This window comes from Aeromonas sp. 600886, from assembly GCF_049174935.1.
GTDB classification, from domain to species: domain Bacteria; phylum Pseudomonadota; class Gammaproteobacteria; order Enterobacterales; family Aeromonadaceae; genus Aeromonas; species Aeromonas veronii_A.
The window spans coordinates 148,685-170,878 of the sequence record NZ_JAAKUB010000007.1 but is presented as its reverse complement, the minus strand read 5'-3'; the positions used below and the strand labels follow the sequence as shown (position 1 = coordinate 170,878).

Here is a 22,194-nt window from a genome sequence, read left to right as displayed (position 1 = left end):
CCCGATGCGGTACATAGGGGGTTCTGAGTAGAGAAATGCTAGTTGAAAATGTGTAAACCTATTTCAGGACTAGACATGGAGCAATGGCTTTGTCTCTGTTTTAAACGCCATTTTTTGGCCGTTGGTGCCATAAGGGGCTGGGCTGCCCTGTCAAATATCGGTATGGTAGAGGCACGTTACTCCCCCCTCACGTGAGCACACCATGAGCCTGAGATTCAAGAAACCCGCTTTTATCGCCCTGGGGCTCATCGCCCTCATTTCCGCCGCCTGGCTCGACTACTACCTGCCGGAGCACACCATCGCCACCATCACAGGGGTCGAGGTGAAGCGCACCGACAAGGATGGCCCCATCAGCCAGAAGAACCCGGCTGACGGCCCCACCACCGATGTCTACTACATCTACACCGAGCGCCCCGGCGAGAAGATCCGGGTGTTTCGCAATGAAGATACCGAGTGGGGCTGGCCCTTCTACTTCAAGTTCAACGCCGCCGACGTCCAGGCCAAGGCCAAGTCCATGGAGTTCGAGAAACGCCTGGCCATCATTACCTCCTACGGATGGCGCGTGAACATGTTCTCCATGTTCCCCAACGTCACCAAGATTGAGAGTACCGAGCCTGACGCCTCCACCTGGAGCTTCTTCCGCTGGTTCTGGTTCGGCCTCTGGGCACTGGTGATGGGCAAAGCCGCCATCGCAACCTGGCGCTACTTCGATCGTCTCGAGGACGAGCTATGAGCGAGCCGAGCAAGACCCGCACCAGCTTCTACCGCCGCCTCTACGTGGCCTGGCTGATCAGCCAGGGCACGGATACGGTGCCCGCCATCATGGAGGCGACCGGCATGCCGCGTCGCACCGCGCAGGATACCCTGACGGCGCTGGCCGAACTCGATATCAGCTGCGCCTTCGAGCAGACCGAGGGGGCTCGCCACCTGCAGGGGCACTACCGCATCAGCGACTGGGGCCCCATCAACCCGGCGTGGATCAAGGCCCAGCTGCCTCTTATCAAAGAGACGCTGAGCTACCCCTGATCCGGGCGCTGAGCAACAATAAAAAAGAGGGGCCAGCCGGCAAGGCTGGCCCCTCTTTTTTCAGGCCGATGGCATGACAGGCGCCCTACTCGGGCATGGCCGAATCCTCAAGCTCCCCGTCAGACTCGCCGCGGGTGCAGTCGATGATGGAGCGCTTGGGGTTGTTGGGATCGCGCAAAAGCAGAGGGGCTGAGCCCTCGTTGTGCTTCTGCTCGTCGCTAAACTCGCTGCCGTAAGCGTTGTGGGTCAGCCGGCGGGCGTTGGCAATGGGGGTATCGACAAAGAGAGCGTGCACTTCGAAGCTGGAGGCCGGCACGATAAAACCGACCACCGGCAAGCCGTGCAGCTCCTCGTGCACCTTGTACCAAGCAAAGCCGTCGCTCACCTTGTAGGGGGTGTAATTGGCCAGTTGTAGATTGGCGGCCCTGCCCGTCTCATCCACATAGAGATCGGTAAATTCACAGGTCGCCAGCCCCTGCCACATCCGCTCGAATGGCGTCGCACAGCCTGTCAGTTGCAACCCGGCCAGCAGCACCAAGCCTCTCTTCCACATTCCCCGCCCCTTCTTGCAAAAATGAACCGGCGCTCAGTCAAACGCCCGCAGCCGCGTCACCAGCAGATCGATAAAGCCCGGACGATCCAGCCCCAACAATACCAGCGCATTGGCTGGCTTGCCGGTCAGACCATAACGATCCACCACCGTCATCCCCACGGTATGCTCCCCGCTGGTCTCGATATCGACCCGGCACTCGACCCCGTGGAACAGCTCGGGAGCCAGCAACCAGGCAATGGTACAGGGGTCGTGGAGCGGTGCGCCAGCAAATCCCCACTTGGGGTCCCGATGGTAGATCATGAAAAAGTCGAGCAGCTCGGCCACGCACTGGGCCACCGGATTGGTGATGGCGCGCACCCGCTCGATATCCTCATCCATCACCTGCGCCTCATGGGTCACATCGAGGCCACACATGGTGATGGGGATACCCGACTTGAAGACCATATCGGCCGCTTCCGGGTCCACATAAATATTGAATTCCGCCGCTGGCGTCCAGTTGCCGGCCCCTGCGGCGCCCCCCATCAGCACGATGCGGGCGATCTTGCTCTTTAGCTCGGGGTGAGCTGCCAGCAGCAGGGCGATATTGGTCAGCGGGCCGGTCGGCACCAGAGTCACGGGCTCCGTGCTCTCGCGCAGACATCTGGCCATTAGCTCGATCCCCGTCATGGCCTGCGGTGCAAAGGCGGGATCCGGCAACTTGGGGCCATCGAGGCCCGACTCGCCGTGGACGTTGTCGGCGATGATCAACTCGCGGGCCAGCGGTTTCGGTGCCCCCGCCGCCACCGGAATATCGTCACGTCCCAGCAGGGTGAGAATGCGCAGGGCATTGTTGAGGGTCTTGTCCGGCGTCTGGTTGCCCGCGCTGGTGGTAACCGCCAGCACCTTCAGTTCAGGGCTGGCCAGCGCCAGAATCAGGGCGATGGCATCGTCGTGGCCGGGATCACAATCGAGAATAACGGGCAGTGCCATGGGATGAGTCCTTACAACATAACAGGGAGCCATACCTTAACAAGCAAGCCTCGGATTAACTCGGGAGGGGGTCACAAAACGGGGCCTTGTTGCTGACCTGGGCGGTTTGCACGGCACGCCACCTAGCTCAACACAGCTCACTATCAAAAGTTTGTATGGCGTCATGCCGTTCATTTTCCGAGGCAGCGCACCGCCCATTCGCCCGGCCGCGCCGGTTCGGGTATGATCGCACCCCATTTCCAGCCTGTGCCACCTATGTCCGTTATCGTCGACACCTTTATTGCCCCGCCCTGCAATGCCGCCATCGAGATCCTGTTCGAGGATGAACACCTGCTGTTCATCAACAAGCCGAGCGGCCTGCTGAGTCTGTCAGGCAAAAATCCGCAGAACCTCGACTCGGTGCACTATCGCTTGGTGCAGGATTTCCCAGGCTGCACCCTGGTGCATCGCCTCGATTTTGGCACCTCAGGCATCATGGTGGTCGCCAGAAACAAGGCCATCAATGCCCTGCTCTGCCAGCAGTTCAGTCAACGGGCGGTGAGCAAGGCCTACAGCGCCCTGCTCTGCGGTCATCTGATTGACGACGAAGGAGTTATCGACGCCCCCATCGCCAAGGATCCGGCCCTCTTTCCGCTGATGAAGATTTGCGCCGCCAGCGGCAAACCCGCCCGCTCCCGCTATCGGGTGACTGAGCGGCTGACACAGCAGATGCAGGGGCAAACCGTTCCCCTGACCCGGGTGAGGTTGGTGCCAGAGACCGGCCGCACCCATCAACTGCGCATCCACAGCCAGCTGCTGGGCCACCCCATCCTCGGCTGCGATCTCTATGGCGGCCTGCTGCCACCCGGCTGCGAACAGGCGCCGCGGCTGATGCTGCATGCCAGCGAGCTGGATTTTGCTCATCCGGTGAGCGGCGAGCCGATGCAGATCCGCTGTGCAGCGCCTTTTTAGGGGCAATAGGTAGAGGCTGCCAGCAGAGACAACCAGCGCAAGTGCGACGGGATCAGTGAAAGGGGTGACGGAAGAGGAAAAGCGGTAAACGGCAGATAAAGATAGGGGCCGCGCTTTCGCAACGGCCCCCACCCCCCACTCGGTACTCTTTGTTACAAAGAGGGCTATCAGATCAGCTTGCGGGCAGCGCCCAGTACGATCTTGATGGCATCAGATTCGGTCTTCGCCATGGTTTCGGCGTTCGGAATTTCCTGCTGGGTACGGTTGACGATAACGCCAGCCACCATACCGGCACGCAGGCCCTGGCTGGAGCACATGGTCAGCAGGGTTGCGGACTCCATCTCATAGTTCAGCACGCCCATGGCTTGCCACTCTTTCATGGAACCCTGGAAACGGCTCACTACGCGGCCGGATACGGTGTCGTAACGCTCCTGACCCGGGTAGAAGGTGTCAGAGGAGGCAGTCACACCGATGTGCAGCTTGGAGCCCATCTCTTTGGCGGTGTTGACCAGCGCTGTGGTGCAGTCGAAGTCGGCAACAGCCGGGAACTCCATCGGTGCGAAGTGCAGGCTGGCACCGTCGAGGCGCACGGAGCCGGTGGTCACGATCACGTCACCCACGTTCAGGTGCGGCTGGATGGCGCCGGTGGTGCCGATACGCAGGAAGGTGCGGATGCCCAGCTGGGCCAGCTCTTCCACTGCAATGGAGGTGGACGGGCCACCGATACCGGTAGAGCAGATGATCACGGCCTTGCCGTCCATCTCGCCGCGCCAGGTAGTAAATTCACGATGGCTGGCCAGGTGCACCGGGTTATCCAACAGCTCTGCGATACGCTTCACGCGCTCGGGGTCACCGGGGACGATCGCCAGGGTGGCGCCTTGCAGATCCGCTTTCTTCAAACCCAAGTGAAATACATCAGACATATTGGACTCCTGGTTGCCCCCTGCCAGCATGGTCAGGGCACAAGTTAAGATGATTCTTTATGATACTTTCAAGCCTTTACCCCCTCTTCGGGGAGGCGCCAACTATGGTCGAAAGCGCTTTCCAATTCCTTGAAGCGCCTCACACTTCCACGCATTGACAGTGACAAACATTGCGCAAAACGTTTGCTAACTCAATGAAATAATTGACAAACGTTTTTCTGCAAATCGAGTCAGATGCGGGAAAGTCAAGCCTGGTTCAGCGCTTAATTAACGACTCGTGATCGACCCCGTAAAGTTGTAAACAAGATGCTTTTGTATCCCTTTCTAGATGGTAGCCTAGCTCTCAACTACCACTTAATGGCTAACTATAGGAAGTCCATCATGGCTACATTCAAATTCTATATTCCCGCAATCAACCTGATGGGTGCCGGCTGTCTGCAAGAGGCTGCCGCCGATATCAAGGGTTACGGCTATCGCAAGGCGCTGATCGTCACCGACAAAATCCTCAACCAGATCGGTGTGGTTGCCAAGCTCACCACCCTGCTGGCTGAACATGGCATTGAAAGCGCTGTTTTCGATGAGACCAAACCCAACCCCACCACCAGCAACGTCGAAGCGGGTCTGGCCATGATCAAGGCCAACGGCTGTGATTGCGTCATCTCGCTGGGTGGCGGCTCGCCTCACGACTGTGCCAAGGGCATCGCGCTGGTCGCCGCCAACGGTGGCAACATCAAGGATTACGAAGGGGTGGATCGCTCCGCCAAGCCGCAACTGCCGCTTGTCGCCATCAACACCACTGCCGGTACCGCCTCCGAGATGACCCGCTTCTGCATCATCACCGACGAAGCGCGCCACGTGAAAATGGCCATCATCGACAAGCACGTTACCCCGCTGATGTCAGTCAACGATCCCGAGCTAATGTTGGCCAAGCCGGCTGGTCTCACCGCCGCCACCGGCATGGATGCCCTGACCCACGCCATCGAAGCCTATGTCTCCACCATCGCCACCCCGGTGACCGATGCCAGCGCCGTGATGGCCATCGAGCTGATTGCCAAGCACCTGCGCACCGCCGTTCACCACGGCGATGACCTGCATGCCCGCGAGCAGATGGCCTACGCCCAGTTCCTGGCCGGCATGGCCTTCAACAACGCAAGCCTCGGCTATGTGCACGCCATGGCCCACCAGCTGGGCGGTTTCTATGACCTGCCCCATGGTGTCTGCAACGCCGTGCTGCTACCCCATGTTCAGGCGTTCAACGCCCAGGTGAGCGCGGCTCGTCTGAAGGATGTGGCCCGCTACATGGGGGTAGACGTGAGCGCCATGAGCGACGAACAGGGCGCCGCCGCTGCCATTGCCGCCATCAAGCAGCTGGCGCTGGATGTGAAGATCCCGGCCGGTCTGGAGCAACTCGGCGTCAAGGCCGATGACTTCGATACCCTGGCCAGCAACGCCCTGAAAGATGCCTGCGGCTTCACCAACCCGAAACAGGCGAGCCACGACGAGATCGTCGCCATCTTCCGCGCGGCGATGTAAAGGCCACCGGATTGCCAGAAAGGGTCGCAGTGCGGCCCTTTTTATTGGCTGATGGATCAATGGCTTTTTACTTCCGTGGAGGGAGTCGGTATGATTTGCCGAGCCAAAAAAGACTGTATGGATGATCTGAACTCGATATGCGGATGAAACACCTGATTGCCGCGGCTTTGACCGCCCTCACCCTCTCCGGTTGCAGCCTGGTCTATCGTATCGATATTCCCCAGGGCAACTATGTGGAACAAAAACAGGTCGACAAACTGCGCCAGGGGATGACCCGCGAGCAGGTCAGCTATGTACTGGGGACCCCCATGCTGCGTGACGGCTTTGACCCCAACACCTGGTACTACCTCTATGAATTCCAGCCGGGCCACGGCGACAAGGAGCGCAAAGAGCTCACCGTCACCTTCGCCAATGACAGGCTGACCACAGTGACGGGTGACTTCCCGCTGCCAGCAGCTTTCAATACCCCGCTCTGATATCCCGCAAAACCGGCCTCGCGCCGGTTTTGTTTTATCCAGCCCCGCGTAATTCATCCTGCCCGTGATCCTGTCAGGGGATACAGTGTCATCTCACCCATTGCAGCTGCTCGCAAATTGCCTGATGCTGATGAGCCGCCACCATGGCATCAACACCATCGAATGACACAGGGAGAATCCCCATGAGCCGGATCCTGATTGCCGGAGCCAGCGGCCTGATCGGTCGCGAACTGGTGCAGCAACTGCCTGCCGAACATGAACTGACCCTGCTCTGTCGCAAGCCGGGCAAGGAGGCGCACCACTGGCTGCCGGTCAATTTTGATGATCTGGCCAGCGTCACCCTCTCCCGCCCGGTGGATATCGCCTTCTGTGCCCTCGGTACCACCCGCAAGGAAGCGGGCTCTGCCGAGGCGTTTCGCCGGGTCGATCTCGACTATGTGGTCGCCTTTGCCGAGCTGGCCCGCCGCCACGGTTGTCAACGGCTGATCGTGGTCTCGAGCATGGGGGCCAGCGCATCGTCCCCGGCTCTCTATACGCGTACCAAGGGGGAGATGGAGCAGGCCCTGCTGGCCCAATCCTGGCCACGGCTCGCCATCGTGCGGCCCGCTATGCTGCTCGGGGATCGCCAGCCACCGCGCCTCTCCGAGCAGATTTTTCAGACCATCTACCCGCTGTTTCGGCCGCTGCTAGTGGGCAAGCTCGCCCGCTGGCGCGCCATCGAGGCCAGTCAGGTGGCTCGCGCCATGATCGCCCTCTCGAAACTGCCCGCCGGGTGCGAGATTGTCGAAAACGAGCAACTGCTGGCCCTCTGAACCCGGCCTTCCCCACTACTTAAGCTCTATGCCGTAAAAACAGCAGGGCAAGCCAATTGGCTTGCCCTTTGTTTATCTGTTGGCGAGGAACCCTGACCGCCTCTTGCCATCACAGGCTGCACTCGGCTGTCAGGGCAACATCCATCAACCGCGAATATGGTCGATAAAGGTGTCGATCTGCTCGCGGGTGCAGGCGGGGTTCATAAAGACCGCCTTCTCCCCTGCGATGTAGGAGTATTTGCCGCGGGCGTCATAGTCGGAATGGGCCACCGCCTCCACCCAGTTGGTGTAGAGCCCCACCTTGCCGCGCCCCTTGAACAGGCTGCGGTGATAGTCGGTGTTACGCTGCAGCCGCGCCTTATAGGCAGGGTCGCTGGAGCGGGCCAGCTCGAAGGCGAACTCGGCTTCCGGATCGCTCACCCACTCGGGGTTGTAGATCTTGAAGCCGACGCTCGGCCCCTGATTCTCCTGCGCCACCAGCATGACGTTGCCCAGCTGGCTTAACCGGAAGCGGAAGTAGTTGGCATTTTGCAGGCAGTGGGCCAGCACGGTGCGATACCCCTCGACCCCCATGTAGTTGAGCGCCGCATAGGCACCGAACAGACCACTCGCGCCACGGGAGCACTCGATGGTGGATTGCAGGTGGGTCTGGCCCTGAATGTCCCGCTCGAAGTAGGAGAAATTCTCCGGGTCATTCTCCATCGCCTTGAGGTCATCCTGCTCCTTGATCATCACCAGACTGGAGGTGTAGGGCACATAGCCCCACTTCTGGAAGTCGACGGTAAAGGAGTCGGCATATTTGAGCTCGGCAAAGCGTGCCACGTTGCGCTCGATCCCCGCCAGGGTGGCGCTGTTGATGGCGAGCGGGTTGGCGACAAAGTCGTAACCCAGGAAGAAGATCATCGACCAGCCGATGGCGGCATCGACGTGGATATGGGGCTTGACCGCCACCTCGAACTGCTCGCACAAGCGATTGCGCAGCTCGAACACGGGTTTCACCTGATCCACCCCGAAGGTGTCGGTGGTGCCCATGGTGAGCATGATGGTGGGCACCACGTGTTTCAGGGCAAAACAGGCGGTCAGGGTGCGCTCGAGGTGGTCGAGATCGATGTCGTTGTTCTCCCCCACCTGAATGCGGATAGTCTTGTTCTCGATATCGACCCCGAGCAGGGAGAGGTTGGTGATGTTGGAGTAGTGACCGCCCTGGGAGTTGATGATGCGGTAATCCTGATAGTGACCGAGCCCCTTGTGCTTGGCCTCCGGCAAGGTTTTGCGAATGCCGAGCAGGTAGCCGTAGAGGTTACAGAAGGTCCCCCCCTGGGTGAAGATGCCGGTGGCGCGAGCCGGGTCGTAACCTGCCAGCAGCGCAATCTGGCGCACTACCTTCTTCTCCAGCTCCTCGGCCACCCCGGCGTATTCGGAGTAGACCAGATTGGGGTTGGCAAGAATGCCCAGCTGGGCGCCGTAGATGGCGGGATCCGCCGACATGGTGATGACGTTCTCGACGCTGGAGGGGTTCTCCCAATCCTTCGACAGGGCGGCGGCAAACAGCAGCTCGGCCATCGGCTCGCCTGGGGTGCGCATGGTGGCGGGCACCGGCATGGTCTCGCAGAGATCGGCCAGGCGTGCACGGCCATCAGGCCAGGCGTTCAGGCGGGCATCCGGCGCCAGACCACGGGCCCGAAATTCGTTGAGGGTGGCAAATCCGGGTTCGCGAAAAACGGGCCAGAGATCGGGATTGCGCGAGAAAAAGTTGGCTTTGACTGTGGCGAAACGGGCGGAGAAATCGGGGTGAACGGCATTGACGCTTTCGTCTTGCAAGTAAACTAAGTCACTCATTTTTATACCATTAGTACAGCAAATGTGCGGCCGTTATACCCCTGTGCCAGCGGGGCCGACAGTGACAATATCTAATGGCCTACCCTACTTTTTGTCATGTATCAGCCATCACAAGGGCTGGCAAAAAGGCGCCTTTGAGGCGCCTCTTTAGATTTCGTGATCTTGCTCCCATCCTGGCTGACAGCGCCCTCACTAACGGACCGCCATCAGCACAGCGCCCCCTCAACGCAGGGAGGCCAACAGCCACTCGGCAAACTCCGCCAGCTCGCCCTGCTGCTGCGGGAAGGCCGCCAGCCAGGGCTGCAGGCGCGCGGCAACAGCGTCCGGTCGATAGCCACAACCCGCCAGTTCGGCCGCCAGCAGATCAAACGGGGCCGGCTCCAGAGTATCGCTAAAGAGCTGCGCCCGGGTGATAACCCCTTTCTCCACATCAAAGTGCAGCTCCACACCGCCCCAGCTGAACCGCTCCTCCAGCAGATGGCTGAAGGCCGGGGCATGACCATAGTTCCACTCCCAACTGCGCTGACGGGCGAAGGTCTCGGCAAAACCGGGCAGATCCGGCATCTGCTCCGGGGAGATATGCTCGGGCTCAACTCGCGCACCGTAATGATGGAAAAAGGCCTCCTGCAGCACCTCGCTCACCTGTTGATGGTCGATCCCCGGCTGCAGTTCGCACAGATTGGCCACCCGGCTGCGCACCGAGGTGATCCCCTTGGCCGCCAGCTTCTTGGGGTCGGGGTTGAGGTAGTTGGCAAGGCGGCCGAGATCGGCGTCCAGCAGCAGGGTGCCGTGGTGGAACCCGCGATCCAAGGTCTCCCGATAGGCCGACCCCGATACCTTGCGCTCTCCGTCCGGGGTGGCCACCAGCAGATCATTGCGACCGGAGGCAAAGGCCTCGATCCTCAATCGCTTGAGCCCGTCCAGCACAATGGCGGTGGAGACGCTCTTGTCATACTCCGGCTTGCCCGCCATGAAGGTGAAGCAGCTGTTGCCAAGGTCGTGGAACACGGCGCCGCCACCGCTGCTGCGACGCGCCAGGGTCACCCCGTCCTCTTCCATGCGGCGGGTATTGCACTCCTTCCACGGGTTCTGGGCACGACCGATCACCACGGTATTGGCATTGCGCCAGAGGAACAGCACCCGCTGGCCGGGGTCCATCTGGCGGAAGATGCACTCCTCGACGGCCAGATTGAACAGGGGATCGTGAGAGTCGGAGACAAGCAGACGCAAGCGGGACATAAAAAGACCTTATCCGGAACTGGGGGCAGCATGATAACACTGACGGGGTACCATCACTGAGCCGTTGCACATTAACCGGTGCGCAGCAGCCGCGACACATTTGCGTCACACCTGACCGCCCCATAAAAGTATCTATTGATATAACGACACAGCTTGACGTGCAACCACGGAAAAAATGCAGTCAAGCCACAATGACAACGATAAAAACGGGAAAAAGTGGCTAGAATGCGACCACTTCGATAGGCCATATGACTCTCTTATTGGTCACATAACTTGCAAAAAAGCGGCATGTATCCATCCCGTGTGATGAACGACACAAAAATGACTTTCCACCCCCCCTATACCCCATTGCAAACGCCTTTTCTCCCCTTGCAGGTGACACAAAATTGCTTGAATCTAGCCTAGACACCGCTCCCGAGAGAAACGTTGTATGACGGAGAACGCAGCCCCCCGCCAGCCCCTGAGCTGGTTTCTGCCAATGCTGGTCGGTATGGTCATCGCGACCCTGACCTCTCCCCCCGTGCGAGCCGGCGAGCAGGTCATCGTCCAGTTGCCGTGGCAACACCAGTTCCAGTTTGCCGGTTACTACGCGGCCATCGCCAAAGGGTTTTATCGGGAGGCCGGTCTGCATGTCACCCTGCGCGAAGCGGACTCCCGCACCGATGTGGTCAGCGAGGTGATCTCGGGAAAGGCCCATTTTGGCATCAGCGGCAGTGATCTGCTGCTGGATCGGGCTGCCGGTCGTCCGGTGGTGGTGCTCGCCGCCCTGCTGCAGCACTCGCCGCTGATCCTGCTCACGCTGGATCGGCCAGATATTCGCAACCCGGCCGATCTGGCCAACAAGCGACTGATGCTGGAGCCTGGCTCCAACGAGCTGCTGACCTACCTTTCTCACCAGACCCGCAGCCGCGACTGGGTCACCCTCCCCTACAAACAGGGGATACAGGCACTGCTGGCGGGCAAGGTGGATGCCATCAGCGCCTACAGCACTACCGAGCCCTTCTATCTGCAGCAAAGAGGTATCCCCTATCGGGTCTTCAGCCCGCGCACCATCGACTTTGACTTCTACGGCGACAACCTGTTTACCTCCGAGCGGGAGCTGATCACCCGACAGGATCGGGTCTACGCCTTCCAGCAGGCCAGCCTCAAGGGGTGGCGCTATGCGATGGACCACCCCGAAGAGATGATCAACCTGATCATGGAGCAGTACCCTACCGGGGCTGGCCGTGAACAGCTGGAGTTCGAGGCTCGCGAAACCAGAGCGCTGATGCAGCCGGATCTGATCGAACCTGGATACATGCAGCAGGAGCGCTGGCTGCAGATCGCCAAAACCTATCTGGAAGCGGGCATGCTCACGGTATTGCCCAACCTCGACCGCTTTATCTACGACCCGGCGCAGGAGCGGCTGCGCCAGCAACGGCTGCTGCTCGACAAGAGCGTGGCGGTGGCCATGCTCATCACCTTTACCCTGATGACCCTGCTCGGCATCTTCTTGCACCTCTATCTGCGCCTGCGCCAGGAGGCGCGGGATCGCCAGCGGCTGACCCGTGAACTGGCCCAGAGCGAGCAGCACTATCGCTTCGTGGCGGAGAACAGCGCCGATGTGATCTGGACCATGGATGCCGCCAGCTTGCGCTTTCGCTATGTCAGCCCGGCTATCGCCCCCCTGAGCGGCTACGAGGCCCCCGAGCTGTTTGCCCTGCCCCTCAAACAGCTGCTGCCGGATGCCTCAAGGCAGCTGCTGCGCGAGGAGATCTCCGCCACTCTGGAGGCCTGGCAGCGAGGGGAACATGACCAGACTCGCCGGGTCATTCGCACCCAGCTGCGCCACAAGGATGGCCATCTGGTGGCGACCGAGACCATCACCACCCTCCATGGCAACCACAATGCCCAGCCGGAGGCGATCCTCGGGGTCACCCGGGATATCACCGAGCGGGCAGCGCGAGAGGAGATGATGCGCCGCCTCGCCTTCTACGACCCCCTCACCGGGCTGCCCAATCGCCGCTTGCTGCAGCAACGGCTCAAGGAGCTGATGGAGCAGGAGACGCCCCGTCCGCTGGCATTGATGTTTATCGATCTCGATCACTTCAAGCCGATCAACGACACCTTCGGCCATGAGACCGGGGATATTCTGCTCAATATGGTGGCCGAGCGGATGAGCCACTGCGTGCGCAAACAGGATCTGGTGGCACGGCTGGGGGGCGACGAGTTCGTTATCTTGCTGCCGGAGAGTGGCGACGAAGTGCTGGCGGTGGCCGACAAGCTGCACCAGCAGCTGCGCCATCCGTTCCAGCTAGAGGGGCAGGAGCTGCTCATCTCCAGCAGTATCGGGCTGGCGCTCTATCCCGAGCATGGGGAGGATGCCAAAACCCTGATGCACCACGCCGATCAGGCCATGTATCAGGCAAAGAATCGCGGCCGCGGCCGGGTCTGCCTCTTTACCGAGGGCCTTGATCCCGAGCAGGGCGCCCTGCTGTGGCAACCCGACCACGAGTGCGGTCACCCGCGCATCGATGCCGAGCATCGCCAGCTCTTCGTATTGACTAACCGGCTGCTGGAGCGGATGAAAGATCAGCACGAGGATCCGGCCCCGTTTCTGGAGAGTCTGGAGAGCCTGTTCGACATGGCCCGCCATCACTTCGCCTTTGAAGAGCAGATGCTGGCGGAGATCGACTATCAGGAACTCGTCAGCCACCGTCAGGATCACCAGCGCCTGCTCAACAAGGCAGGTCAGCTGCTGCACGCCGCCAAAGCGGGGAGACTGGGCAACGACGAGCTGCTCAACTTCATCATTCAGGAGCTGGTAGTCGGCCACATGAGTCAGGCGGATCGCCGCTACTTCCCCCTGTTCAGATCTGAGCGCAGCGTGTCGATCGCAGAAGGGATCGCCTAGTCACCCCGCAGGGCAACCACGGGGTCGAGACGCACAGCCCGAAGCGCAGGAGCGACCCCGGCCAATAGGCCGACCAGTGCGCTGCAACCGAGCGCCAGCAGCAGATAGAGAGGATGGAGGGTGAGCGGCAACCCAGCCGCCAGCAGGGTGAGCAGCAGCTTGAGCCCGCCGAGCAGGGCCAGCCCCATGGCTCCGCCCAGCAGCGCCAGCACCACGGCTTCGAGCAGGAACAGCAATAGAATGCGCCGCCGTGGACAACCCAATGCCATCAGCAAGCCCACTTCGGGGATCCGCTCCTGCTGGGCGATGCTCATGATGCTGAAGATGCCGACCGCCCCGATCAGCAGCGAGATAATGCCGAGCCCGCCAACCGCCAGCTTGATGATGGAGAGGATCTTGTCGAGGCTGGTCAGCATGTCCTGCTGGGAGGTGAGGGTGAAGTCCTCGGCGCCGTGGCGGGCGATCAGCACCCGCCTGATCTGGGCGGTGATCTCGGCCTCCGCCTGCCCGGCGCGATAGATGACGTCGATCTCCTGCAGCCCCTCCTTATTGAACAGCGCCTGGGCGTGAGCGGCGGGCAGATAGATCATGTCATCCAGATCAAAGCCGAGAAATTGCCCCTTGGGCGCCAGCACCCCGGCCACTCGAAAACGGCGATCACCGGCGCGTAGCAAACTGCCCGGCCCATCGCCGCCGGGAAACAGCTCCGCCGCCACCTTGGCCCCCAGCACCGCATAGGCGCGGGGCATGGCACTGTCGTCCGCGGGCAGAAAACGCCCCTGCACCAGGGTGAGTCGCCAGCCTGAGAGTGCCGCCGGACCTGTGCCCAGAATGGCGGTGCTGCGGGTCAATCCGCGGCTGCGCACCTCCCCCTGCCCCTGTACCACAGGGAGCGCCGCCTCTACCCCTGCCAATCTGGCGAGGGCATCGGCATCCTCCAGCAGCAGAGGACGGCTGCTGGATAGGATACCGGGCGGGCCGCCGGCGGTTTCGGTCTTGCCCGGGGTCACGGCGATCAGCCGGGTGCCAAATTGGGAGAAGCTGTCGAGCAGATAAAGCCTGAGCCCCTCGCCGATGCCGGTGAGCAGGGTCACCGAAGCGATCCCGATGGCGATGCCGAGCGCCGACAGCAGACTGCGGCTGCGCCCCGCCAGCAAGGCGCGCCAGAGCCAGAACAGCAGATCAGCTGCGCGCATCAGCCACCGCTCCACTGCCCGCTGCGCAGGCTGCTGACCGGATCTTGCCGTGCCGCCCGGGAGGCGGGCAGCCAGCTAAAAAACAGCCCGGTCAGCAGGGCCGCCGGTATGGTGCAGAAAGTAGCGAGCAGAGGGACCGCCGCCGGAAATCCGGGCCAAATCACTCCAGCGAGGCCAATCAGGGCATAGCCCAAGACCGTGCCAAACAGCGCGCCACTGCCGCTCAGCAGCAGCGCCTCCCACAAAAACAGCTGGCGGATCTGGCGACTGTCGGCCCCCAGCGCCTTGAGCAGACCGATCTCGCCGGTGCGCTGGCGGGTGCTGATCAGCGCCAGATTCATCATCATGATGCCGGAGACCAGCAGGCTGATGGCACCGATGCCGGCAACCGCCAGGGTGAGGGTCGAGAGAATGGTGGAGAAGGTGGCCAGCATGGCGTCGCGGCGCACCACGGTCACATCGAGCACCCCGTGGCGCGCCTGCATCAGCTGCTCCAGTCGCTTGACCAGCGGCGGCACCGCTTGCCCCGCCAGCGGCTGGATCAGCAGCCGAAACAGCCCCTCGGTATTGAACAGCCGCATGGCGCTACCGACCGGGATCAGCGCGGCCTCGGCCATATCCATCCCCAGATTGCTGCTCTGGCTGGTGAAGACCCCCACCACCCGAAAGCGGCGATTGTCAAAACGCAGCCACTGACCGACCGGATCGGCCTGACCGAACAGCTCACGGGCCACCTTGACCCCGAGCAGGACGACCGGCCGATCCTCTGCGGCATCCCCCGGTAGCCAGCGACCGGAGAGCAGTTCCAGCCCGTGGGTATCGCGCAGCCCGTTGCTGCTGCCAAGCAGCATGGTCTGGCGCAGCCGTGCCCCCTGTTTGGCCTCGGCAAAGCCCATCACCAGCGGCACCAGTCGCACGTTTGGCTGGTGCTGGCCAAGATAGTGCATATCATCGAGAGTGATCTGCCGCAGACTGTTGCCGGTGACCGGCGGCAGCCCGCCGGTGGTCTCCTTGCGGCCGGGGAACATCACCAACAGATCCTTGCCAAGAGAGCTGAACTGGTCGGCCACATAGCGCCTCGCCCCCTCCCCCAGCGCGGTGAGCAGCAGCACCGAGGTGACGCTCAGACTCACCGCCAGGATCAAGACCAGCGCCCGTGAACGCTGACGCAATAACGCCACGGCGGCAAAGCGGATCACATCGGGGCGCCGCATTCAGCCACCGCCGCTATCAATGTTGATGCGGCCATCGTTCATCAGGATCCGCCTGCCCGCCCGATCACCGAGGCGCGGGTCGTGGGTTACCACCACCAGCGTGATCCCCTGCTCCCGGTTGAGCTCCTCCAGCAGGGTAATCACCTCCTCCCCTGAGCGGGAGTCGAGATTGCCGGTGGGCTCGTCGGCCAGGATCAGCCGCGGCGCCATTGCCATGGCCCGAGCGATGGCTACCCGCTGACGCTGACCGCCGGAGAGCTCGGCAGGGCGGTGTCCGGCCCGGTTCTCCAGCCCCAGATCCCCCAGCAACTGCTGGCTTCGGCGATGGCGCTCGGCGGGGGCGATCCCGCACAGCATCAGCGGCAGCTCGACGTTTTCACGGGCGGTGAGGCGGGAGATGAGGTGAAACGACTGGAACACGAAACCGATGCGATGGCCGCGCAGCTGGGCCAGCGCCGGCTCTGACAGGGTGGCGGTGTCCTCGCCCCCCAGCCAGTAGCGCCCCTCGTCGGGCCGATCCAGCAGCCCCAGCACATTGAGCAGGGTCGATTTGCCGGATCCCGAGGGGCCCATCACCGCCAGATACTCCCCCTCGGCAACCCGCAGGGATACACGATCGAGGGCAGCCACCTCGCTCCCCCCCAGAGTGAAGCGACGGCTGACGGCCTCAAGGCGAATGAGATCACTCATCCGTCTGCTCCGTGGCGGCGCTGAAAGGGCCCTCCCCGACAATCTGTCCGGGCTGGGCTGCCAGCCGATCACCGGCGGCGAGCCCCTCGGCCACCTCAATCCAGTTCCAGTTTTCCACGCCCCAGCGGGGTACCACCCGCACCAGCTTATCCCCTTCCAGCCGCAGCACACTGCCATCGTCGGCCCGGCTGCTGGCCGCTACCCGCAGCACATTGGTGGCGCGGGTCACCTCGACCTCAAGGTCGGCGCTGTAGCCGATAAGCAGGGGGACATCGGTGCGCACAGCGGTGAGCGCCGCCTCCACCTCCACGGTGCGGGCCTGCTTCTCCAACTCCTTCACATAGGGGGCGATACGGGTGACGGTGGCGGCAAAATCGCGCCCGGGCATGGCATCGAGCAGTACCCGGGCTGACTGGCCCACCTTGAGGCGGGCGGCATCCACCTCATCGATGGGGGCTGAGACATACAGACAGTTATCATCGATAAGATCGATCACCGGAGGCATGGCCACTCCGGGCGGTGAGGGAGTCATGTATTCGCCCAACTTGCTGTTGACCTCTGCCACCACACCGGCAAACGGCGCCAGCAGGCGGCGCTCGCTCAAGCGAGCCTCCACCTGGGCGACCTGCGCCTCGTCGACCCGCTCCTGCTGACGGGATGCGCGGCAGACATAGCGGCGGGTATCGGCCAGATTCTGGGCCTGCTCGGCGAGGGTGCGGGAGGTGAGGTTTTTGGCCAGCAAGGTGGCCAGCCGGTTGGCCTCCCGCTCGTAGTAGGCCGCCTCGCTGCAACGCTCCTCGCGCTGGGTCTTGCCGAGCGCCTGCTGGGCACGGGCACGGGCAAGATCGGCGTGAATATCGTCACTCCAGAGGGTCAGCAGCAGATCTCCCCGGGCTACCCGCTCCCCGGCCTTGACGGCGATCTGCTCCACCACGCCGCCACCGGGCAGACTGAGCCCGGCCCGCTGACACGACTTGATGGTGCCAGCCCGGGTGTTGACCACAGTGACCAACACATCCCCCCGCCCGACCTCTGCCAGCCTGATCGGCGTCGGCTGCGGTCGCCACCACCATGCTGCCGCAGCCACCGCTACCACAGCGCCACTTCCCCACCACAACCAACCTCTCTTCATCGCGCATCCTTTCGCTAGTGACTCCCGTCATGAGCGTCGGGAGAGCAGGGCATAATAGAGCAAGGGTATCACCACCAGGGTGAGCAAAGTGGAGACCAGGATCCCGAAAATCAGGCTGATGGCCAGTCCGTTGAAGATGGGATCATCGAGGATAAACAGAGCTCCGATCATCGCCGCCAACGCCGTCAGCATGATGGGTTTGGCCCGTACCTGCGCCGCTTCGATCACCGCCTGCTCGAACGCCACCCCAGCACGGCGCTGCTGCTCGATAAAGTCCACCAGCAGGATGCTGTTGCGTACGATGATCCCGGCCAGGGCGATCATCCCGATCATCGAGGTGGCGGTAAACTGGGCCCCCAGCAGGGCGTGGCCCGGCATCACCCCGATGATGGTGAGCGGAATGGGAGCCATGATGATGAGCGGCACCAGATAGGAGCGGAACTGGGCCACCACCAGCAGGTAGATGAGGATCATCCCCACGGCGTAGGCTAGCCCCATGTCGCGGAAGGTCTCGTAGGTGATCTTCCACTCCCCGTCCCACAACAGCGCCACCTCCCCCAGCTTGTCGGGCTGCTGCACGTAATATTGGGGCAGGTCAATATCGGCGCCGGCGGCAAACATGCCGTAGAGCGGGCTGTCGGTATGGCCACCCATGTCGGCCACCACCATCACCATGGGCTGCATGTTCTTGTGCATGATATAGCTGGGGGCCACCTCATCACGGCGACTCACCAGCTCGGAGACCCGCACCAACTGGCCGCTCTGGCTGCGCACCTTGAGGGCCAGTACGCCCGCCAGATCCCGTTTGTCACCGGGAGCCAGTTCGATGCGGATCGGCACCGGATACTTGGCGCCGTGCCCCTGCAGCCAGCTGGCATCCTGATAACCCACCCCGCCATTGAGGGTGTTCACAAGATCCCCGAGATCGACCCCGAGCAGGGCCGCCTTGCTGCGATCCACCACCAGCCGCCACTTGGGCTGCGGGTCTGTCAGATAGATATCCACATCCACCAGATCCGCCGTGGCTACAAAGCGGGCCTGTACGGCGCGAGCGGCCGCTTCGCGGGCGGCCTGAGTCGGGCCATAGATCTCGGCAACGATGGGGGACCAGACCGGCGGGCCGGGCGGCACCTCAACGACTTTCAGGTTGCCCCCTGCCGCACTGGCGATGGCCTGCAGCGGCTCCCGAACCGACTGGGCAATCTGGTGACTACTGCGATCCCGTTCATGCTTGTCCACCAGATTGACCTGAATATCCCCCACGTTGGCGCCGCTGCGGATAAAGTAGTGGCGCACCAGCCCGTTGAAATTGATGGGGGCGGCGGTACCGGCGTAGATCTGGTAATCCTTCACCTCCTCCACCTTGGCAAGCTCCCGCCCAACCGCCAGCAGGGTGCGCTCGGTCTGCTCCAGGGTCGCCCCCTCCGGCATATCGAGCACCAGCTGAAATTCCGACTTGTTGTCAAACGGGAGCATCTTGAGCACCACCCACTGCACCACCGGCATGGCGGTAGCCGCCCCGACCAGCAGCAACACAACTAGCCAGAGCTTGCGTCTGGCCTTCTTGGCGCCATCACCGATCAGAAAAGGGGTCATCAGCCGGTGAAAAAGACCCGCCTTGGCTTCACCGTGGGCACCGTGCACCTCACCCTTGAGCAAATGGCTCGCCAGCCAGGGGGAGAAGATAAAGGCCACCAGCAGGGAGATAAGCATCCCCATGCTGGCATTGATGGGGATGGGGCTCATGTAGGGGCCCATCAGGCCGCTGACAAAGGCCATCGGCAGCAGGGCCGCAATCACGGTCAGGGTCGCCAGTATGGTCGGCCCCCCCACCTCGTCCACCGCACCCGGTATCAGATCCTTGAGCGACCCCTTGCCCAAACCGCGATGGCGGTGGATGTTCTCCACCACCACAATGGCGTCATCCACCAGAATGCCGATGGAGAAGATCAGCGCAAACAGCGACACCCGGTTGAGGGTAAAGCCCCAGGCCCAGCTGGCGAAGAGAGTCAGTGCCAGGGTGATGACGATGGCAATGCCAACGACCAGCGCCTCGCGCCAACCCATGCTCACCAGTACCAGCAGAACCACCGCCGTGGTGGCAAAAATCAGCTTGCCGATGAGGGTGTTGGATTTGGTCTCGGCGGTGACGCCGTAGTCCCGGGTCACCGTCACCTCGACGCCAGCCGGGATGAGTCGATTCTTGAGGCTCTCGACCCGCGCCTCCACCCGCTTGGCCACATCGACCGCGTTCTGGCCCGGCTGCTTGCCGATGGCCAGGGTCACCGCCGGATAACTGGCTTGCCCCTGCCCCATCCAGCTGCGTTTGGTCGGGGTCTCCTGACCCAGAGAGACCTTGGCCACATCTCCCAGATAGACCGGCTTGCCGTCGTGCAGCCCCACTACCAGCTCGCGGGCCTCCTGCTCACTTTGCAGGAACTGCCCCACCTGCACCTTGATCTCACTGTTGTTCTGCTCGATAGCCTGTGTCGTGCCCACCTGATTGGCGGCCGCCAGTCGCTGGCTCAGCTCGCCCCAGCTGATGCCGTGGGCGCTGAGGGCCGCCGGATCCGGCATCACCCGCAACACGGCACTCTGGCTGCCCAGCGTGTAAATATCGCGGGTACCGGGAATGCGCTTGAGTTCGGTCTCCAACTCATGGGCGACCCGGGTCAACTCGGGAGCCCCCAGTTGCTTGCTCCCCTCTTTGCTCCATAAGGTCAAACTGACGATAGGGACATCATCGATCCCCCGGGGTTTCACCAGCGGCTGACCGACTCCGATCCCCTGTGGCAACCAGTCGCGGTTGGAGTCGAGCTGGTTGTTGAGATCGACGATGGCCTGCTCGCGGCTCACCCCCACCTTGAACACCACCACCAGCAGGGCGCCATCGGGTTGGGAAAAAGAGTAGAGGGTATCAATGCCCTTTATCTGGGAGACCACCTGCTCGGCAGGGGTGGTGACGAGAGAGGCCACTTCAGCCGGAGTGGCTCCCGGGAAGGGAATATAGACATCGGCGAAGGTGACATCGATCTGCGGCTCCTCCTCCTTGGGAGTCACCAGCACCGCAAACAGGCCGAGCAACAGCCCCACCAGCGCCAGCAGCGGCGTGATGGCCGAGCCTTGGAACAGCGCAGCCAGCCGACCGGCAGGCCCCAGCCTCTCCTTGTTGCCGTTCAGCTCGCTACTCATGGGCCACCTCCTGCTGCTGCGCCCAGGCATCGGGGGCCAGCTTGTCACCGGCTTGCAGCCCGGCCAGGATCTCGCACTGCCCTTCAAAGCAATGGCCGACCCGCACCGGCGTCAGGGCCCAGCCCGCGGGCTGCTGCAGATAGACGCCGTTGAACTCCCCTTGCCGCAGCAGGGCGCGATCCGGCACTTGCAACACCTGACGTTCACCCTGTTTGAGCTGCACCTTGAGCCACATGCCGGGCAATACCCCGGCAGTTTGCGGCGGCAAGTCGAGGCGCAACCTGAAGGCGTGGCTCTGGCTGTCGGCATAGTTGAAGCGGGTCAGTTTGACCGGGGTAACAGACTTGCCATCCGGCAGCAGCACCTGCACATCCGCAGGCTCACGAGCCAGCGTCAGGGCGGATTGGGGCAACTCCACCTCCACCCGCAAGGTGTCGAGGGAGAAGCCGGAGAGCAGCGGGGTACCGGGGGCGACAGTCTCTCCCAGCTCTACCAGCCGTTTGGTCACCACTCCGGCGTAAGGGGCCAGAATGCGGGTATAACCGTAGGCCTCGCGGGCCTGAGTGAGGGCCGCATCGGCAGCGTTCACCTCGGCGCGGGCGGCGCGATCAGTCGCCTGGGCATTATCGAGCTGGGCGCGGGTGATCACCCCCTTGGTAATCAACGCCTGAAAGCGGGCGAGCTGGCGCTCGGCTTCCACTTGCTGGGCCTGCGCCCGCGCCAGCCGCGCCTCGGCCCCCGTGACGGCGGCAAACTGCTCCTTGCCGCTGATCTCCAGCAGCGGCTGCCCCGCCTGCACCTGATCGTTCACATCCACCAGCATACGGGAGACCCGGCCGCTGGTCTGGGCCGCCACCGTCCCCTGATTGATGGCACTGACGGTGCCATCCAGCGTCAGCCAGTCGGTCACCGGCTGTGGCGCCACTGTCAACAAGGGCTCTGGCTCCCCGTCCGCGGCAAAGGCCCGGGGGGATGTCATGGCCTGCGATGTCATCACCAACAAGGTGATCCCCAGCAACCGGATCTTTTCCATCATTACTCTCCTTCCCTGGCGTAATCTGTCACTTCACGGGATCAGGCGGTATGGGACTGGCGTACCTTATCCACTCCCGGAACTGGCGCCTTGGTCAGCACCCTGGCCAGCCCTCTGTCAAACAGCAATATCCCGGCCACCATGGCCGCTATAAACAACATTATCATGGGCTGCCCGCTGGAAATGAGACTCAGAGCAGGCCCCGGGCAGATACCGACCAATCCCCAGCCGATGCCAAACAGTGCAGCACCGCCGATCAGCCGGCGCTCCAGCCTGGGAGCCGGTACGGCGACGATGGGCTCCCCCAGCACACTCTGGCGACGGGGTTTCACCAGCAGAAAATAACCCGGCATAAAGACCAGAAGGGCCCCTCCCATCACAAAGGCGAGGCTGGGATCCCAGGCCCCGGCCAGATCGAGAAAACCGGTGACCCGGGCGGGATCCATCATGCCGGAGATGGCCATCCCCAGTCCGAACAACACACCCGCAAACAAACTTGTCAGCAACTTCATGGCGATCAGCC

19 protein-coding genes are annotated in these 22,194 nt (G+C 62.4%); 7 read left to right on the top strand and 12 right to left on the bottom strand.

Features of this window, described 5'->3' with window-relative positions:
- Positions 1 to 202 precede the first annotated feature (202 nt).
- Both G5179_RS08085 and G5179_RS08080 read left to right on the top strand, forming a co-directional pair.
- A complete protein-coding gene (locus G5179_RS08085) occupies positions 203 to 733 on the top strand; it encodes a DUF1523 family protein (RefSeq protein ID WP_005350438.1) in 531 nt (176 codons plus the stop codon).
- A complete protein-coding gene (locus G5179_RS08080) occupies positions 730 to 1,026 on the top strand; it encodes a winged helix-turn-helix domain-containing protein (RefSeq protein WP_005337957.1) in 297 nt (98 codons plus the stop codon). Before G5179_RS08085 ends, G5179_RS08080 begins: the two co-directional genes overlap by 4 nt.
- 85 nt (positions 1,027 to 1,111) lie before the next feature.
- Here the strand turns inward: G5179_RS08080 and G5179_RS08075 are convergent, their stop codons facing one another.
- Positions 1,112 to 1,579, bottom strand: a complete 468-nt coding sequence (locus G5179_RS08075; RefSeq protein WP_335851567.1) for a hypothetical protein — start codon at positions 1,577 to 1,579, stop codon at positions 1,112 to 1,114.
- A 33-nt stretch (positions 1,580 to 1,612) separates the two neighbouring features.
- Complete coding sequence (gene rihA / locus G5179_RS08070; RefSeq protein ID WP_421258173.1) at positions 1,613 to 2,548, bottom strand: pyrimidine-specific ribonucleoside hydrolase RihA; 936 nt, start codon at positions 2,546 to 2,548, stop codon at positions 1,613 to 1,615.
- A gap of 222 nt (positions 2,549 to 2,770) precedes the next feature.
- Between rihA and G5179_RS08065 the strand changes: the two genes are divergently transcribed.
- Positions 2,771 to 3,499: an RluA family pseudouridine synthase gene (locus G5179_RS08065; protein ID WP_421258172.1), complete on the top strand. Its 729-nt coding sequence runs from the start codon at positions 2,771 to 2,773 to the stop codon at positions 3,497 to 3,499.
- Positions 3,500 to 3,666: 167 nt separating this feature from the next.
- Here the strand turns inward: G5179_RS08065 and udp are convergent, their stop codons facing one another.
- The gene (gene udp / locus G5179_RS08060) at positions 3,667 to 4,422 is read right to left on the bottom strand and encodes a uridine phosphorylase (protein WP_005337975.1); all 756 of its coding nucleotides are present in this window, start codon (positions 4,420 to 4,422) and stop codon (positions 3,667 to 3,669) included.
- A 381-nt stretch (positions 4,423 to 4,803) separates the two neighbouring features.
- Here udp and yiaY point away from each other — a divergent pair, with 381 nt between their 5' ends.
- From yiaY to G5179_RS08045, 3 genes are all read left to right on the top strand, one after another.
- Positions 4,804 to 5,955 (top strand): L-threonine dehydrogenase, encoded by a 1,152-nt coding sequence (gene yiaY / locus G5179_RS08055; RefSeq protein WP_216954231.1) that lies wholly within the window; start codon positions 4,804 to 4,806, stop codon positions 5,953 to 5,955.
- 137 nt (positions 5,956 to 6,092) lie between these two features.
- The gene (bamE, locus tag G5179_RS08050) at positions 6,093 to 6,431 is read left to right on the top strand and encodes an outer membrane protein assembly factor BamE (protein WP_005337980.1); all 339 of its coding nucleotides are present in this window, start codon (positions 6,093 to 6,095) and stop codon (positions 6,429 to 6,431) included.
- A 182-nt stretch (positions 6,432 to 6,613) separates the two neighbouring features.
- Positions 6,614 to 7,243: an NAD(P)H-binding protein gene (locus G5179_RS08045; protein WP_421258171.1), complete on the top strand. Its 630-nt coding sequence runs from the start codon at positions 6,614 to 6,616 to the stop codon at positions 7,241 to 7,243.
- 144 nt (positions 7,244 to 7,387) lie between these two features.
- On the opposite strand, the gene G5179_RS08040 is transcribed toward G5179_RS08045, so the two are convergent.
- Positions 7,388 to 9,082 carry a pyridoxal phosphate-dependent decarboxylase family protein gene (locus tag G5179_RS08040; protein WP_421258170.1) on the bottom strand — a complete coding sequence of 565 codons (1,695 nt, stop codon included), beginning with the start codon at positions 9,080 to 9,082 and terminating at the stop codon, positions 7,388 to 7,390.
- A 222-nt stretch (positions 9,083 to 9,304) separates the two neighbouring features.
- Positions 9,305 to 10,321 carry a lipoate--protein ligase A gene (locus G5179_RS08035; RefSeq protein WP_421258169.1) on the bottom strand — a complete coding sequence of 339 codons (1,017 nt, stop codon included), beginning with the start codon at positions 10,319 to 10,321 and terminating at the stop codon, positions 9,305 to 9,307.
- Positions 10,322 to 10,751: 430 nt separating this feature from the next.
- Between G5179_RS08035 and G5179_RS08030 the strand changes: the two genes are divergently transcribed.
- The gene (locus tag G5179_RS08030) at positions 10,752 to 13,214 is read left to right on the top strand and encodes a diguanylate cyclase domain-containing protein (protein WP_421258168.1); all 2,463 of its coding nucleotides are present in this window, start codon (positions 10,752 to 10,754) and stop codon (positions 13,212 to 13,214) included.
- On the opposite strand, the gene G5179_RS08025 is transcribed toward G5179_RS08030, so the two are convergent.
- From G5179_RS08025 to G5179_RS07995, 7 genes are read right to left on the bottom strand one after another with little or no spacing between them, the layout of a single operon-like run.
- Positions 13,211 to 14,410, bottom strand: a complete 1,200-nt coding sequence (locus G5179_RS08025; RefSeq protein ID WP_100654134.1) for an ABC transporter permease — start codon at positions 14,408 to 14,410, stop codon at positions 13,211 to 13,213. The genes G5179_RS08030 and G5179_RS08025 overlap by 4 nt on opposite strands.
- The gene (locus G5179_RS08020; protein ID WP_421258167.1) at positions 14,410 to 15,624 is read right to left on the bottom strand and encodes an ABC transporter permease; all 1,215 of its coding nucleotides are present in this window, start codon (positions 15,622 to 15,624) and stop codon (positions 14,410 to 14,412) included. Before G5179_RS08020 ends, G5179_RS08025 begins: the two co-directional genes overlap by 1 nt.
- Positions 15,625 to 16,314 (bottom strand): ABC transporter ATP-binding protein, encoded by a 690-nt coding sequence (locus tag G5179_RS08015; RefSeq protein WP_421258166.1) that lies wholly within the window; start codon positions 16,312 to 16,314, stop codon positions 15,625 to 15,627.
- Positions 16,307 to 17,446, bottom strand: a complete 1,140-nt coding sequence (locus G5179_RS08010) for an efflux RND transporter periplasmic adaptor subunit (RefSeq protein ID WP_421258165.1) — start codon at positions 17,444 to 17,446, stop codon at positions 16,307 to 16,309. Before G5179_RS08010 ends, G5179_RS08015 begins: the two co-directional genes overlap by 8 nt.
- Positions 17,447 to 17,473: 27 nt before the next feature.
- Entirely contained in the window at positions 17,474 to 20,638 is a 3,165-nt protein-coding gene (locus G5179_RS08005; RefSeq protein ID WP_421258164.1) for an efflux RND transporter permease subunit, read from the bottom strand.
- Positions 20,631 to 21,671, bottom strand: a complete 1,041-nt coding sequence (locus G5179_RS08000; RefSeq protein ID WP_421258176.1) for an efflux RND transporter periplasmic adaptor subunit — start codon at positions 21,669 to 21,671, stop codon at positions 20,631 to 20,633. Before G5179_RS08000 ends, G5179_RS08005 begins: the two co-directional genes overlap by 8 nt.
- Before the next feature lie 41 nt (positions 21,672 to 21,712).
- A complete protein-coding gene (locus G5179_RS07995; RefSeq protein WP_319889348.1) occupies positions 21,713 to 22,183 on the bottom strand; it encodes a YeeE/YedE family protein in 471 nt (156 codons plus the stop codon).
- Positions 22,184 to 22,194: the final 11 nt, after the last annotated feature.